14 protein-coding genes are annotated in these 13,695 nt (G+C 56.3%); 10 read left to right on the forward strand and 4 right to left on the reverse strand.

Annotation, left to right across the window (positions count from 1 at the left end; genetic code table 11):
* The first annotated feature begins 121 nt into the window (after nt 1-121).
* Both DF283_RS04785 and DF283_RS04790 read left to right on the forward strand, forming a co-directional pair.
* The gene (locus DF283_RS04785) at nt 122-1,318 is read left to right on the forward strand and encodes a sensor histidine kinase (protein WP_303673584.1); all 1,197 of its coding nucleotides are present in this window, start codon (nt 122-124) and stop codon (nt 1,316-1,318) included.
* Entirely contained in the window at nt 1,315-1,995 is a 681-nt protein-coding gene (locus tag DF283_RS04790) for a response regulator (protein ID WP_303673585.1), read from the forward strand. The genes DF283_RS04785 and DF283_RS04790 overlap by 4 nt, the downstream gene beginning before the upstream one ends.
* Nucleotides 1,996-2,618: 623 nt before the next feature.
* Here DF283_RS04790 and htpG read toward each other — a convergent pair.
* Both htpG and DF283_RS04800 read right to left on the reverse strand, forming a co-directional pair.
* The gene (gene htpG, locus DF283_RS04795) at nt 2,619-4,571 is read right to left on the reverse strand and encodes a molecular chaperone HtpG (RefSeq protein ID WP_303673586.1); all 1,953 of its coding nucleotides are present in this window, start codon (nt 4,569-4,571) and stop codon (nt 2,619-2,621) included.
* Between the two features lie 211 nt (nt 4,572-4,782).
* Entirely contained in the window at nt 4,783-5,319 is a 537-nt protein-coding gene (locus DF283_RS04800; protein ID WP_303673587.1) for a low molecular weight protein-tyrosine-phosphatase, read from the reverse strand.
* A 280-nt stretch (nt 5,320-5,599) separates the two neighbouring features.
* On the opposite strand from DF283_RS04800, the gene DF283_RS04805 reads away from it, so the two are divergent.
* Complete coding sequence (locus DF283_RS04805; RefSeq protein ID WP_303673588.1) at nt 5,600-6,511, forward strand: TIGR01777 family oxidoreductase; 912 nt, start codon at nt 5,600-5,602, stop codon at nt 6,509-6,511.
* A gap of 527 nt (nt 6,512-7,038) precedes the next feature.
* On the opposite strand, the gene rpmG is transcribed toward DF283_RS04805, so the two are convergent.
* The gene (gene rpmG / locus DF283_RS04810; RefSeq protein ID WP_303673589.1) at nt 7,039-7,212 is read right to left on the reverse strand and encodes a 50S ribosomal protein L33; all 174 of its coding nucleotides are present in this window, start codon (nt 7,210-7,212) and stop codon (nt 7,039-7,041) included.
* A 160-nt stretch (nt 7,213-7,372) separates the two neighbouring features.
* On the opposite strand from rpmG, the gene proC reads away from it, so the two are divergent.
* The 5 genes from proC to DF283_RS04835 all read left to right on the forward strand — a co-directional run bounded on the left by proC (nt 7,373) and on the right by DF283_RS04835 (nt 11,778).
* A complete protein-coding gene (proC, locus tag DF283_RS04815) occupies nt 7,373-8,236 on the forward strand; it encodes a pyrroline-5-carboxylate reductase (protein ID WP_303673590.1) in 864 nt (287 codons plus the stop codon).
* A gap of 70 nt (nt 8,237-8,306) precedes the next feature.
* The gene (gene rocD / locus DF283_RS04820) at nt 8,307-9,527 is read left to right on the forward strand and encodes an ornithine--oxo-acid transaminase (RefSeq protein WP_303673592.1); all 1,221 of its coding nucleotides are present in this window, start codon (nt 8,307-8,309) and stop codon (nt 9,525-9,527) included.
* A 55-nt stretch (nt 9,528-9,582) separates the two neighbouring features.
* On the forward strand, nt 9,583-10,632 hold the full coding sequence (locus DF283_RS04825; protein WP_303673594.1) for a cation diffusion facilitator family transporter: 1,050 nt from the start codon (nt 9,583-9,585) through the stop codon (nt 10,630-10,632).
* A gap of 120 nt (nt 10,633-10,752) precedes the next feature.
* Entirely contained in the window at nt 10,753-11,100 is a 348-nt protein-coding gene (locus tag DF283_RS04830) for a hypothetical protein (RefSeq protein WP_303673595.1), read from the forward strand.
* Nucleotides 11,101-11,163: 63 nt separating this feature from the next.
* A complete protein-coding gene (locus tag DF283_RS04835) occupies nt 11,164-11,778 on the forward strand; it encodes a hypothetical protein (RefSeq protein WP_303673596.1) in 615 nt (204 codons plus the stop codon).
* Nucleotides 11,779-11,897: 119 nt separating this feature from the next.
* Here the strand turns inward: DF283_RS04835 and DF283_RS04840 are convergent, their stop codons facing one another.
* The gene (locus DF283_RS04840; protein WP_303673854.1) at nt 11,898-12,272 is read right to left on the reverse strand and encodes a c-type cytochrome; all 375 of its coding nucleotides are present in this window, start codon (nt 12,270-12,272) and stop codon (nt 11,898-11,900) included.
* A 213-nt stretch (nt 12,273-12,485) separates the two neighbouring features.
* On the opposite strand from DF283_RS04840, the gene DF283_RS04845 reads away from it, so the two are divergent.
* Together DF283_RS04845 and DF283_RS04850 are read left to right on the forward strand one after the other, a co-directional pair.
* On the forward strand, nt 12,486-13,184 hold the full coding sequence (locus DF283_RS04845) for a hypothetical protein (protein WP_303673597.1): 699 nt from the start codon (nt 12,486-12,488) through the stop codon (nt 13,182-13,184).
* 63 nt (nt 13,185-13,247) lie between these two features.
* Nucleotides 13,248-13,574 carry a 4a-hydroxytetrahydrobiopterin dehydratase gene (locus tag DF283_RS04850; protein ID WP_303673599.1) on the forward strand — a complete coding sequence of 109 codons (327 nt, stop codon included), beginning with the start codon at nt 13,248-13,250 and terminating at the stop codon, nt 13,572-13,574.
* Nucleotides 13,575-13,695: the final 121 nt, after the last annotated feature.

Genomic DNA, 13,695 nt, shown 5'->3' on the forward strand with positions numbered 1-13,695 from the left:
TGCTATCACCGTGATAGGGAAATTTCCCTATTTAAAAATCAAGCCCTTCCGGTTTAAGTTAGGCATGAACACATTGTTTTCTTTCATGAATTGGCAAACCTTGCGCAAAGGCGGCTTTGGCATGAGCGCCCCCTCCGTCCCCTTACCGGAAAAACACGTGATGCTGCCGGTGCTGCTGTTTTTTATGTTCGGTGGATTACTGGCCTACACGGACAGCCAATTGGGCCTGAATACCCTGCTGCTGGAAGGCGTTCACGCGGGGGTAGTGACCACCATTTTTATCTTCTGCCTGTACTACGGCAAAAAGTATCCGCACATCCGCCATTTTGGCTGGAACAGCATTTTGTGGGGCATGGGCCTGCTCATGTTCGGCACCTGGATGGATATTCTGGATGATCCGCCGCAGGTGTGCGCCCTGGGGCAGGTCAGCTTTCCCTTTGGCCCCAGTTGGCAGCGGGCCTTTATCAAAAAAACCATTGGCTACACCACGGGCATTGGCCTGTTTGCCTACGGCTTTTTTCAGTGGATTCCCTGGATGGTCAAAACGCGGGGCAATATTCAATCGCTCAACCAAAGGCTCAGCGCCACCAACCAAAAGCTCAATCAGGCCCTCATGAGTTTGGATGAGCATGTGGAATCGGAGCGGGTCAATATTTCTCGGGAGCTACACGATGATGTGGCCCAGCAACTGAGCTTCCTGAATATTCAGGTGCAACTGTGTCGTAAGGCCTTGCAGGCCGGTCAGCCGGAGAGCCTGCAACAGGCCCAGTCCCAACTCACCGAGATGGGCGGCAGCGTTTCGGATGCCCTGAAAAGCGTGCGGCAAATCAGTGGGAATCTCCGCCCGGAGTCGCTATTTTCTTTGGGACTCATTCCGGCGCTGGAACAGTTTATGGAAAAACTGCAGACTCAGGCCCCCCACACCCGGCTGATCTTCCAGTTTGCGCCCTTGCCCGGTTATCAAAACGCCACCCGGTTGGAAAAGTTGTTGAACGACCAGCAACTGTTGCACCTGCTGCGGGTCATTCAGGAAGGCACCCGGAACGCCCTGAAACACGCCCGGGCCAGTGAAATTCAGGTGACTGTCAGCGAGGAAGTCATGTCGGATATTCACGGCGTGCGCTTGCGCATTGCCATTCAAGACAACGGGCAAGGCCTGCCCTGGCCGCACATTCCTACCGATGAGCAATTGATTCAGGAAGGACATTTGGGGATTGTGGGCCTGAAGGAGCGGGTGAAAGCTCTGGGCGGAACCTTCAGCCTCAGTAACAAAACCGGCCAGCCCGGGGCCATTTTGGAGATTCAGATTCAATCATGAGTACACTGTGTATGAACCAGCCCATGCCCCCCCGACGTGTCGAGCCTACCCCCATTCACGTTTTACTGGTGGATGACCATCCCATTTTGCGGCAAGGCATGCGCCAGTTGCTGGAACTGCACGGGGGCCTGCAAGTCTGTGGGGAGGCCGGAGACGGGGAGGCCGCCGTGGTACAGGCGCTGGCTCACAAGCCCGATATTATTTTAATGGATATTAACTTGCCCAAGCTCAGTGGCTACGAATCCAGCCGGGCCATTTTAACCGCCTGGCCGCAAGCCAAAATCATCATCCTCAGCAATCAGGACGATCCGCATGTTATGAAGAAGTGCCTGGATCTGCCGGTGAAGGGCTTTCTGCTCAAGGACATCCAGATTGAGGATCTGGTGGAGGCCCTGCGCAAGGTGCAAGCCGGAGAACCTCTGGCCCTGCCCGTGGAACTGGCTGGCAAACTGCAAAAGCATCAGGCCAGTGCCGCCGGGCAATCGTTGGACAGTCTGACCGAACGGGAGCGGGAAGTGTTGCGGGCCTTGAGCAAGGGCTACACCAATCAAAAACTGGCGGAATTGTTGGTAGTCAGCCCCAAGACCGTGCAGAATCACCTCTACAGCATTTACCAGAAAATCGGGGTCAACAACCGGGCGGAAGCCATTGTGTGGGCCCTGGAGGCCAATCTATAGGCAGTAGTATTCTTGGCAAAAGAAAAACCGACGCCTTCATTCACAGGTCGTCGGTCGCTCAATTTCCCCTCTCGTTTCAAATGGATGGTGTTGCACTTCCTTAATTTTGAGTGGATCTGCAATGTTAATTTTTGAACCGGGATCCGGCATCGGTATGAGCATCAACATCGGGCGGCGGGCAACCTGCTCTGGGTCATTGCGCAGCCTCGATACGACACCCGGCGCCTTCACCCCATGGAGAGCGCCTGGCGCTTGCCTCGTCCTCAAACCGTTTACTCTGTAAAACCACTTGAATTGCGTTTACTATACAACGCTGAATGTGAAAAACAGATGACAGCGTGTGCTTTTTAGTGCAATAAATTGATCTGTCATTCCCACGAAAGTGGGAATCCAGAGCAGGATTGCCTTGTAGGCGCTTTAGAGTGATTGTGATTTTTGCAAACTGGATTCCCACTTTCGTGGGAATGACAAAGGGGGCCGGGAATAACAAAGAGGGACGGAAATGGAAAAGAGAGGGGGAACAAAAAACGCCGAACCCCTGATGGATTCGGCGTTTCTTTCCAAGAATGCTCTGTCAGTTTTTCGGCACGAAATGACTACAGAACGATTCTTTATAATGATTTTTATAACGTTTTCACCAGCAAATCGCTCATCAGTTTGCTGAACTTGGCGGGCTCTGGCAGGGGGCTGCCTTCGGCCAACAGGGCTTGTCCATACAGCAAGTAGCTGTAATCGGCCAAGGCGGCATCCTGCGGGTTTTGGGCAAACAAGGCTTGCAATTTCTGGTTGAAGGGATGGTTGGGGTTGATCTCCAGAATGCGCTTGTTTTCCGGCACCGGCTGATTCATGGACTTCAGCAGTTGTTCCATCTGTGGGGATAAATCGGATGCGTTGCCCACCAGACAGGACGGTGAATTGGTCAAGCGGCTGGACAAGCGCACTTCCTTCACGTACTCACCCAACTGGGATTTCATAGCCCCCAGCAAATCGCCGAAGGTTTTGCCTTTCTCTTCCAGCGCTTGTTCGGCCTGCTTTTTCTCTTCCTCGGTGCCCAGTTCCACGGTGCCTTTACCCACGGATTGCAGATCAAACTCACCAAATTTGTAGACCGATTGCGTCCAGATTTCATCCACCGCATCGGTCAGCAATAATACCTCGTAGCCCTTGTCCCGGAAGGCTTCCAGGTGCGGGGAGTTTTCGATGGTTTTGCGATCTTCACCAGTGGCAAAGTAAATTTTGTCCTGTCCGGGCTTCATGCGCGACACGTAATCCTTCAGGGTGGTTAGCTCGGTAGCGCTGTGGGTGGACCCCAGTTTCAGCAGGCCCAGCAGGGTTTCCTGATTCTCTCGATCCTCGTACAGGCCTTCCTTGATCACCCGACCAAATTCGCCCCAGAATTGCAGGTATTGTTCGGCATTGGAGGTGGCCATGTCTTCCAAAGTGCCCAGCACCTTTTTGACCAACCGGTTGCGAATGGCCCGAATCTGACGGTTTTGCTGCAAAATTTCCCGGGAAATATTCAGGCTGAGATCCTCGGAATCCACCACGCCCTTGATAAAGCGCAGGTAATCGGGCATCAGCTCCTTGCAGTCATCCATGATGAAAACCCGTTTGACATAGAGTTGCACGCCTCGTTTGCCTTCCCGGTAATACAGGTCGTGCGGGGCTTTTTCCGGGATGTACAGCAACGCTCGGGCCTCAAACGTGCCTTCCATTTTCATGCGGAACCAGCGCATGGGCTCATGCCAATCGTGGGAAATATGCTTATAAAACTCCTTGTACTCGTCCTCGGTGACCTGATCTTCGGGACGGGTCCAAATGGCCTGCATGGAGTTCAGCGTTTCCCGCTTCACGCTGTTTTTGGCGGAACCCTCAATGACCTTACCCTCGGCGTCCCGGTCGTACTCGGTGTGGGTCACATCCATCTGGATGGGGTAGTTCACAAAATCGGAATACTTTTTGACAATGGACTTAATGGGCCATTCACTGGTGTAGTTGTTCAGGCCATCTTCCGCGTCTTCGGCCTTCAGGTGCAGGGTGATGCGGGTGCCGTGACTGGCCCGGGCCACCGGCTCAATGGTGTAGGTGCCATCGCCAGCGGATTCCCAGCGGGTGCCTTGCTCCTCTCCGGCCTTGCGGGTTTCCAGGGTGACCTTGTCGGCCACCATAAACGTGGAGTAAAACCCGACCCCGAACTGGCCAATCAACTCCGGAGAAACCTCGCCGTGTTGCTGCTTGCGCTCCTTTAAAGCGCTCATAAATTCTCGGGTGCCGGATTTGGCGATGGTGCCAATCAGGCTTACCACGTCCTCTCGGGACATGCCAATGCCGTTGTCCTCAATGGTCAGGGTGTTGGCCTCCGCATTGGGGATCAGCAAAATGCGGGGCTCATCCACCTTGGGTAAATCCGGGTTGGTCAGCGACTCAAACTTCAGTTTGTCAATGGCGTCGGAGGCGTTGGAAATCAGCTCTCTCAGGAAAATATCCTTGTTGGAGTAGATGGCGTGGATCATTAAATCCAGCAGTTCCTTGGTCTCTGCCTGAAATGTGTGACGTTCCACGGAGGCGGTGGTCATGGGCGATTAAACTCCTTCAATTCAACACGGAATTTGCTGCCAGTATTATAAGATGAGTTGCCACTCTGGCTGGCTGAACTTAAGTCTTTTTTAAGAATTGCGGTTTTGTCTCAAGGGGGCTTTGCCCCCTGTAACCCCCCTCCAGGCCTTCCCACGCAGTTAATGGCAAAACATTGAACTCCGGTTATTGCACCGATGTGGCTGTGCGGGTTCAGGCCTTGATTTCCGGGTGCAAATTGGCCGGGTCAAGGTGGCGATCCCGAATTTCCGAGAGCAGCCCAGCTGCGGCGGCCTCAATGTAATCCAGCACCCGATCAAAGCCTTCCGCACCCCCGTAATAGGGATCGGGCACTTCCCGCAGATTGAGTTGGGGCGCAAAATCAAGGAAGTAATGCACTTTCTCCTGGTGCCCGTGGGGACACATGCGCATGACATGATCGTGGTTGAGTCGGTCCATCACCAAAATGTAGTCGTACTCGTCAAAATGATGCTTTTTAAACTGCTGGGCCCGGTGATTGCTCAGGTCAATACCCCGGTTCAGGGCGGCGGCGTGAGAGCGTCCATCGGCAGGGGCGCCCACGTGGTAATTATCCGTGCCGGAGGAGGCCACTTCGATGTGATCCCGAAAGCCGCTGGTCTGCACCATATAGTGAAAGACCCCTTCCGCGGAGGGAGAGCGGCAAATATTGCCCATACACACAAACATGATTTTAACCTTCCGGGGTGGTTGGCTGCTGGCTTGCGACATGGCGTTGGTGTCTCCCCTGGCTGAGAAATGCCCTCAAAATCAACGCCTCCTATCATACGCCCAAAGCGCCGAAACTGTCATCGCGCCGACGGGTGGTTAAGGACGGCTGGTTAAGGATGAGTAATTACGGATGAGTGGCGACGCAGGGCGGGTGACGGATGGGTAATGGGCTTCGGTCAGACCCGTGCCGCCCGCGCGCAGAGAAAATGGTACGAATGGCCGCGCCGTGTTATATGATAGAACCAATATAAAGGCAATTGTTATTACGGAGAGTTTTGGCATGAAAGTTTTGGTATCGGGCGCGTCCGGCCTGGTGGGTTCGGAGCTGATTCACGAACTCAAGCGCAAAGGGTATCAGCCGATTCGACTGGTTCGTCGCAAGGGCTTAACCAGCGATCCTGAAATCACTTGGGACATCAAGGCCGGTCAACTGGACCCCAAGGCCCTGGAAGGCATTGACGCGGTCATTCACCTGGCGGGTGAAAACATTGCCGGGGGACGCTGGAGTGATGAGCGCAAGCAAAAAATCGTGCAAAGCCGGGTGCAAGGCACCAAATTGCTGGCGGAAACGCTGGCCAAGCTGGCACATCCGCCCAAGGTGTTTATCTGCGCTTCTGCCATTGGGTTTTACGGCAACCGGGGCGATGAGATCCTGAACGATGTCAGCGCCAAGGGGCAAGGCTTTTTGGCTGACACCTGCAAACAGTGGGAGGACGCCTGCCAACCGGCCCGGGATAAAGGCATTCGGGTTGTGAATAGCCGCTTTGGTATTATCCTCAGTCCCAAAGGCGGTGCCCTGAAGGCTATGTACTGGCCTTTCAAGCTGGGTCTGGCCGGTGATTTGGATAACGGTAAGCAGTACATGAGCTGGATCGCGCTGGATGACGTGGTGGGCGCTTTGGCCCACATGCTGAGCCATGAGGACTTGCAGGGCCCGGTGAACGTGGTGGCCCCCCACCCGGTGACCAATCACCAGTTTACCGATGTCATGCGCAAGGTGCTGATTTGCCCCATGTTGCCCATGCACTACTGGACGCCCCCTGCTCCGGCCTTTGCCGTGAAAGCCCTGCTGGGGGAAATGGCTGATGCGCTGTTGCTTTCCAGTCAGCGGGTACAGCCGGTGGCCTTGCTGGGCAGCGGTTACGAGTTCCGCTACCCCGAGCTGAAGCCCGCTCTGGAGCATTTGCTGTAAGCTCAGTCAAAAAATCATTATAAAGAGAGAGAAGGCTGTTGTGGCCTCTCTCTTTTTTTGCGGAGGCTTAATCGGCCCTTCAAAAAGTGATTATCTTCTTCAAAAAAGGTTTTCGATCATTGTCCCCTGTCACACTATTTGTTGTCGTAATATTTATCATTCCCGCCTCCGCGGGAATGACAAAGGCAGGCAGAGAGGAGAAACTGAAGCGGGAATGATAAAGGGCACGTGATAAAAGTGAGCGTGGCTTCTCAAGAGGTCGATGTCACCGGATTTGAGCGGGCTGCATGGGGAGGTCTGGAGGGGGGACAGCGCTGGCAGTGGACTCTGGTCCCCCTCCAGTGGGGGTGTGCAGGGGGCAAAGCCCCCTTGAATAGAAGGAAAGAATCATAAGACAATAGATTCCCTCCTGCAGATTCCCACCTGCGTGGGAGTGACCGTGGTGCCGGATGCCAATGCTGACTAAAAAAGCCTGACCGCAAGGATCAGGCTTTTAAATCTGAGGAGGAGGCGCTCAAGCGGCCGGTTTACTTGCTGCTTTTGCTCTCTTTGTAGGCAACGTGGCGACGCAGGGTGGGATCGTATTTTTTGATTTCCATCCGCTCCGGGTTGCTGCGCTTGTTTTTAATGGTGTGGTATTCGTGGTCGCTCTCGGTGCTTTTCAGCGTGATGTGAGCGCAACCTTCGCCTTTTTTTGCCATGAGAAGAGTTTCCTTTGAATCTGAGGGGATTGCGTGGATTCTATATTAAATCAAGCAGAAGGGGAGTCAAGGGGCGGCCCCCCTTTCAAGTTGGCAGGGACTCTCGTACAATGGAGGCAAAGACGATCAACAGACACAATCGGTAAGGCGGGTTTGAATCATGGGTAAAGAACAGGCCAGACAGCAAGCCGGTGCTGGCAAAGCCAATTTTAACAAGCTGGGCGTCATCGGGGCCGGGGTGATGGGACAGGCCCTCATTCAGGGACTCCTGCGCAAGGCCATGGTCACCCCCCGAACCCTGTGGGCGGCGGCCAAGACGGAAGCCTCCTGCCAAAAAATCCGGGAGACGTTGCAAATTCCCGCCTTCTCCAATTACAGCGACCAGTTGGCCGATACCGACGTGCTGTTGCTGTGCGTCAAGCCCACTGGCATTAAAGGCGTTCTGGAAAAGCTGAAAGCCGGTGGCCTGAAGCCGGATACCCTGATTATCTCCATTGTGGCCGGGGCCGCCATTGAAACCATGGAAAGCGCCTTGGGCACTCAAAACCCGGTGATTCGGGCCATGACTAACACCCCCTGTACGGTGGGGCAGGCCATGACCACCATTTGCGGCGGCACCCATGCCACGGAAGCCCATTTGGCCATAGCCCAGCAGATTTTTGAAGCGGTGGGCGTCTGTATGCCCCTGGATGAAACCCACTTCAACGCCGTGACCAGCCTGGCCGGGAGTGGCCCCGCTTATGTTTTTCTCATTATGGAAGCCCTGGCCGATGGCGGGGTGCGGGTAGGACTCCCTCGGGATGCCGCCCTGCGCATTGTGGCCCAAACTCTGTTGGGCGCTGCCACCATGGTGCAGCAATCCGGTCGGCACCCGGCGGCCCTGCGGGATGACGTGACCACCCCAGCCGGTTGCACCATTGGGGCCTTGTTGACCATGGAAGACGGTAAAATTCGCTCTGTACTGGCCCGTGCCGTGGAAGAGGCCACCAAAATCGCCGGCAATCTGGGCAAAGAAAAGAAATAGCACGAACCAGAAACCAGAAAGCCTTGTAAGAACTATCAGCATCCGATTCAATTGTTTGGGAGAGATGAACATGACCGTGAACGCCACCCGCCCCCTCAGCACTCAGGACTACATTCAACTGGAAGACCAGTACGGTGCGCATAACTATCATCCGCTGGATCTGGTTATTGAGCATGCCGAAGGCAGTTGGGTGTACGACGTGGAAGGCAAGAAATACCTGGATTGCCTCAGTTCGTATTCGGCGCTGAATCAGGGGCATTGCCACCCCCGCATCCTGAACACCCTGAAAGAGCAGGCCGAGAAAGTCACCCTGACCTCCCGGGCCTTTCGCAACAACCAATTGCCCTTGTTGTATCAGGCCCTGCACGAAATTTCCGGCCTCAGCCGGGCCTTGCCCATGAACTCCGGGGCGGAAGCCTGCGAGACGGCCATTAAAATGGCCCGCAAGTGGGGCTACAAGGTCAAAGGCATCCCGGAGAATCAGGCCGAGATCATCGTGTTCGAGAACAACTTCCACGGACGCACCATCAGCATCATCAGCTTCTCCACGGAAGCCCAGTACAAGGATGGCTTTGGGCCCTTTACTCCCGGCTTTAAAATCGTGCCCTACGATGACGTGGAGGCGGTCAAACAGGCCATCACTCCCAACACCTGCGCCGTGTTTATGGAACCCATTCAGGCCGAAGCGGGCATTTTGATCCCGCATGCCGGTTACCTCAAGCAGGTGGCCGAGCTGTGCCAGCAAAACAACGTGCTGTTTATCGCCGATGAAATTCAGACGGGTCTGGGGCGTACCGGCAAAATGTTTGCCTTCCAGCACGAGGGCATTCAGCCCGATGTGATCGTGGTGGGCAAGGCCCTCTCCGGTGGCTTCTATCCGGTGTCTGCAGTGATGGCCAACGATGAAGTGATGGGCGTGTTCAACCCCGGCGATCACGGCAGTACTTATGGCGGAAACCCCCTGGGGTGCGCCGTGGCCCGCACCGCGCTGGATGTCATTCGGGAGGAGAATCTGGTGGAGCGTTCCGCCACCCTGGGCGAAAAATTCCTGAACCAGCTGAAAACCATTCACAGCCCTCACATCAAGGAAGTTCGGGGTCGGGGCCTGCTGATTGGCATCGAGTTGACCACCAAGGCCCGCCCCTTCTGCGAAGCCCTGAAAGCCGAAGGCGTGTTGTGCAAGGAAACCCACGATTTCGTCATCCGCTTTGCCCCGCCGCTGGTGGTCAGCGAAGCCGATCTGAACTGGGCCTTCGAGCGCATCAAGAAGGTGATTGAAAGTTTTGCATAATTTTGATTTCTTATGCCCCAAAAATCGGCCCCTAACATTGGACTAGACCGCCCGCATGACCCATTCCTGTCAAGGACACCACCATCATCACCCCGATGATGAGAAAAACCCGCCCCACGGCCCTGATCACAGCCACAAGGCCCCGGATCAGGCCCATGGCCCTCATGCGCATGATCGTCATGGACACGAACATCACGGACACCACGATCATGGGCACCATCACGGGCACAGCCACCATTTGGGGGTGATCCTGTCCGAGCGGCACTTTAAGATTCTGCGCTGGGTGTTTGCGCTCACCTTTTTGTACCTGATGGTGGAAGTGGCGGGCGGCATCCTGTCCGGCAGTCTGGCCCTGCTGGCCGATGGGTTTCATATGTTCGCCGACTCGGCGGCCATTGGCCTGTCCCTGTTCGCGGCCTGGTTGTCCCATCGTCCGGCCCCCCGGCATCGTACCTTTGGCTACCAGCGGGTGGAAATTCTGGCCGCCTTCGCCAACGCCCTGCTGCTGGTGGGCATGGGACTGTTTATTTTATGGGAGGGCTACGAGCGTTTCTCACATCCGGAACCCATCAAGGCCAGCCTGATGCTGTGGGTGGCGCTGGGTGGCTTGATCGTCAACATGATTTCGGCCAAGTTGCTGCACGCCGATCACGATCACAACCTGAACATCAAGGGCGCTTACCTCCATGTGCTGGGCGATTTACTGGGCTCGGTGGGGGCCATGATTGCCGGTGGGCTGATTTGGGCCTTTGACTGGCGTTGGGCCGATCCGGTGATGAGCTGCCTGATTGCCCTGCTGATTTTGTTCAGCGCCTGGGGTCTGCTGCGGGATTCGGTCAATGTGCTGCTGGAGAGCTGCCCCAGTCACATCGATATTGAGGAAGTGCGCACGGCGATTCTGTCGTTTGAGGGCGTGCAGTCCGTCCATAATTTGCACGTGTGGAACATCAACATGCAGCGCATGCTGCTGGCCGCTCACATCGAAGTCTCGGCGGACGCCTACAGCGGGGAGACTCTCAATCGGGTGCAAAACGCCCTGAAGGAGCAATTCGGCCTGTCCCATGTCACCCTGCAACTGGAAGTGATTCCGGCCTCAGCGGCCTAACACCGAACTAGCCTGCGGGAACGGACGCAATTTTCAGGCTGGAGAAACTTTTTTAATACAGCGTTGATTAAAGCGTCTATTTTTTGTCGTTTGCCCATAATTTTCAGGACCGTTTTTTGTATGAATACCCTCAGTAGCCCCCTTACCTTTTCCTCCGCGCTCCGGTTTGGTCGAAAGGATCACGGGGCTTTGGTTCCCCCGGACGCTTCCCCCCGCCGTGCGGAGAATCGGCGATCCCGCTTAAACGAACCGGAGACGGAAGGGCTGGCTCGCAACCTGTTTGAGGATCGTTTTGTCCACATGCCCGCGGATAGAAATGCGGCTGAAGGGAACACCGCTCCTGACGCGCGGGCGACCTTGCGGGCCCGGCTGGAAGCGCTGGTGCGTAACGCGAGCATTCCGAATGGGGTGGTAATCCTGAACGACACAGGAACGGGCGTCGTCTCCCCGGCCTATGAGCTGTGCTAGGCTAGGCTCGTTCCTATCGACCCTCCGTCGGCAATTGTGTTAAGCAAAGGACAGACTTTCGACATGCAAGCACTCGGCAATATGGCAGCACGGCCCGTGGCCCTGCGGTTTGGGCGACGGGATCATAGCCAGCCTGCCCATTCTGGCGATGAGCCAGCCAGCGGTCCCCCGGCTTTGACTATCTCTCCTTCTACCCTCCCGCCTTCCACCCTCCCGCCTTCGCCCCCGCCCTACCCGCCGGACGAACCCCCCGGGACCAATCAAGGCGTGCCCTTGAACTTTTTTTATCAGCATCCCGACACCGGTGAATTTCACCATTCCCACGGGCTGGTGGCCTTACTGGAACTGGCCCGGGCGGGCGAGCGCCCCATGCCCATGGACGCCACTCCGTCCGAATCGTCAGAGTACGAGGAAGGGGAATTGCCGGACTCTCCTGACACGGCGGTGACCAGCAGGCCCATTCCGTCCCGCCCGGTACCATCCAGCATGGAACCAGACGCCGGTTTTTCGCTGCCGTTCATTCCCCTTTCCCGGCGGCGAACGGCTCATTCGAACCCTGAACGCCCCGCAGTTGACGGAGATCAATCGACCGGCGTTCCTTCATCCTCCCCTACGGGCGGGGGTGCTGCAAGCGGTCAGGACGCCGGGTATCCCCCTGCCTTTTATGAGCTGGCCTGAGGCACACAACGAGCTTCTGCGCTGGGGATGGCCTTGACGCTGGTTTCCGTGTTACCCATGGGGCTGCCTCTTCTAACGTTATTACCCGGGACGCTTTTTCCGGCTCGCTGCCTTGCTGGCTACTCAGTGGCCGCTTTGCCTTGAGTGTCCCGCAGGTAGCCGTAAAGGGCGTGAACGTCCTCATCGCTCAGGGCCTCCGGCCCAAAGGCAGGCATCATGGGAGAAAAGGGCTTGCGGAGCAGGGTTTTGAAATCGCTTTCCGCGGCCAATGTTCTGGAATTCAGGACGACGGCATTGGGGCTGGGCGTTTGGCCCATGCCCTGGTGGCAACTGGCGCAGTGGGTGATGAAAAGTTGCTGGCCGCGGGAGCCCGCTTGGGGGGCGGCGCTTGATGCGCTGCTCGGGGTGGCCGAGGGGGAGGCGGCCGGGAGCTGGCCACAGCCGCCCAGTGTGAAAATGGTTATCAGCAGCACCGGCAAAATGAAGGTATTCATCACGTCTGGGTCTCCCGTTCTTGGCACAGTTTGGCAGGTTGACCCAGCATAGTACAGCCGGTGCGGGGATGCAAACGGGCCGGTGGACTACACTCTCAGGAGCCGGGGCCAGCTCGACTGCAGCCGGTTTGAGTCTCCCCGTTTGAATTGCCTGAGCCTTGGCATATAATAATTGAAGGATGACATGGCGGAGAGATTGAGAGGTAAACTGGTATGCCCATGCTGATCGGAATTTTGGTGGCCATGGCGGTGATGTACCAGTTGTATTTTCGCTTTGATACATGGTCCAGTGAGGATAAGCCCGGGGTGCGCTATGAGCATGATAATCTGACCGGGGAAACCCGCATGTTGCAGCCGGGAGCGAAGGTCAACGTGTTTGCCCGCATTCTGGGCTCCGGCGGGCGAAGTGAAGGTACCTCAGAGCGGTTTTTGGAGCCGCTGGACGACGATTTGCGGGATGCGGACACCTCGGCCCAATCGGTATCGGTGGAAAAGAAGGCCTCCGAGAGTCCCCGCATTGATTTGAAAAATCCGGTTCAACTTGAAAAAGTGGCCCGTCCGGTGCCCATTCCAAGGGAAGTGGTGGTGGCCAGCTCCGCCCCGCCAGTGCCCGGGGGAAACCCTTCTGCTGAGCGGGAGGAGAATCCTTTCGCCGTGAGACAAGTGGATCTGGATCAGGACGGGGTCAGCGAGGAAATTATTCAGAACGCCAAGCAGTCCGATGGGCTGCTGGATATTTCCATTGTCAAAAACGGTCGGGAAATTTTCTTTGGGCGAGGGCGTCAAATCGCCTTGCTGCCCACCCGCAACCGGGGCTGGGCCGATATTGCCCTGAAGGCGGGGTCTGAGACCTTGCAGGTTTTTCGCTACGATGTGCGGGCCTCTGCCTACAAGTCCCTGGACAATCTCTAGCGAACACTTTTTGGGGTGAAGCCGCCTCACCCATTATTCAATCGGCAGAAAAGGAGCTTGGTCATGCCCGGTCATCCCAATACCACTCAGGCCCTCAGTCCGGCTGAAATTGAAGCCGCCCTGCAAACGTTGCCCCACTGGCAATATCATCAGAATGCCTTGCAGCGGGTATACGTGGGGGCCAATTACCTGCAGGCGCTGGAGACCCTGAACGCCGTGGCCCGCCATGCCGAGGCCGCCGATCATCACCCCGATTTGCAACTGAACTGGAAAACTCTGGTCATTCGCTACTGGACGCATACCCTCAATGGGGTCAGCGCCCTGGATGTGGCCCTGGCGCATCAGGTGGAGGCCTTGCTGTCGGTGCCGAACGCGGATTCGGGACACTAACCAGCGCTTTGGGTTGGGGCCGGATGTTGATGCTTCCGGTCGGATACGCCCCGCTTTTTGGGAATCCGCTTCGGGCAGGCTTGTCCTGATGGACAATGATGGGAAGGGCCTCGCTGTTATA

Origin of the sequence: Vampirovibrio chlorellavorus (assembly GCF_003149375.1) — a bacterium.
Lineage (GTDB): Bacteria > Cyanobacteriota > Vampirovibrionia > Vampirovibrionales > Vampirovibrionaceae > Vampirovibrio > Vampirovibrio chlorellavorus_B.

Coding starts and splice junctions, on each gene's coding strand:
- DF283_RS04785 (WP_303673584.1), top strand. CDS start 122: ATGAGCGCCCCCTCCGTCCCCTTACCGGAAAAACACGTGATGCTGCCG.
- DF283_RS04790 (WP_303673585.1), top strand. CDS start 1,315: ATGAGTACACTGTGTATGAACCAGCCCATGCCCCCCCGACGTGTCGAG.
- htpG (WP_303673586.1), bottom strand. CDS start 4,571: ATGACCACCGCCTCCGTGGAACGTCACACATTTCAGGCAGAGACCAAG.
- DF283_RS04800 (WP_303673587.1), bottom strand. CDS start 5,319: ATGTCGCAAGCCAGCAGCCAACCACCCCGGAAGGTTAAAATCATGTTT.
- DF283_RS04805 (WP_303673588.1), top strand. CDS start 5,600: ATGAAAGTTTTGGTATCGGGCGCGTCCGGCCTGGTGGGTTCGGAGCTG.
- rpmG (WP_303673589.1), bottom strand. CDS start 7,212: ATGGCAAAAAAAGGCGAAGGTTGCGCTCACATCACGCTGAAAAGCACC.
- proC (WP_303673590.1), top strand. CDS start 7,373: ATGGGTAAAGAACAGGCCAGACAGCAAGCCGGTGCTGGCAAAGCCAAT.
- rocD (WP_303673592.1), top strand. CDS start 8,307: ATGACCGTGAACGCCACCCGCCCCCTCAGCACTCAGGACTACATTCAA.
- DF283_RS04825 (WP_303673594.1), top strand. CDS start 9,583: ATGACCCATTCCTGTCAAGGACACCACCATCATCACCCCGATGATGAG.
- DF283_RS04830 (WP_303673595.1), top strand. CDS start 10,753: ATGAATACCCTCAGTAGCCCCCTTACCTTTTCCTCCGCGCTCCGGTTT.
- DF283_RS04835 (WP_303673596.1), top strand. CDS start 11,164: ATGCAAGCACTCGGCAATATGGCAGCACGGCCCGTGGCCCTGCGGTTT.
- DF283_RS04840 (WP_303673854.1), bottom strand. CDS start 12,272: ATGAATACCTTCATTTTGCCGGTGCTGCTGATAACCATTTTCACACTG.
- DF283_RS04845 (WP_303673597.1), top strand. CDS start 12,486: ATGCCCATGCTGATCGGAATTTTGGTGGCCATGGCGGTGATGTACCAG.
- DF283_RS04850 (WP_303673599.1), top strand. CDS start 13,248: ATGCCCGGTCATCCCAATACCACTCAGGCCCTCAGTCCGGCTGAAATT.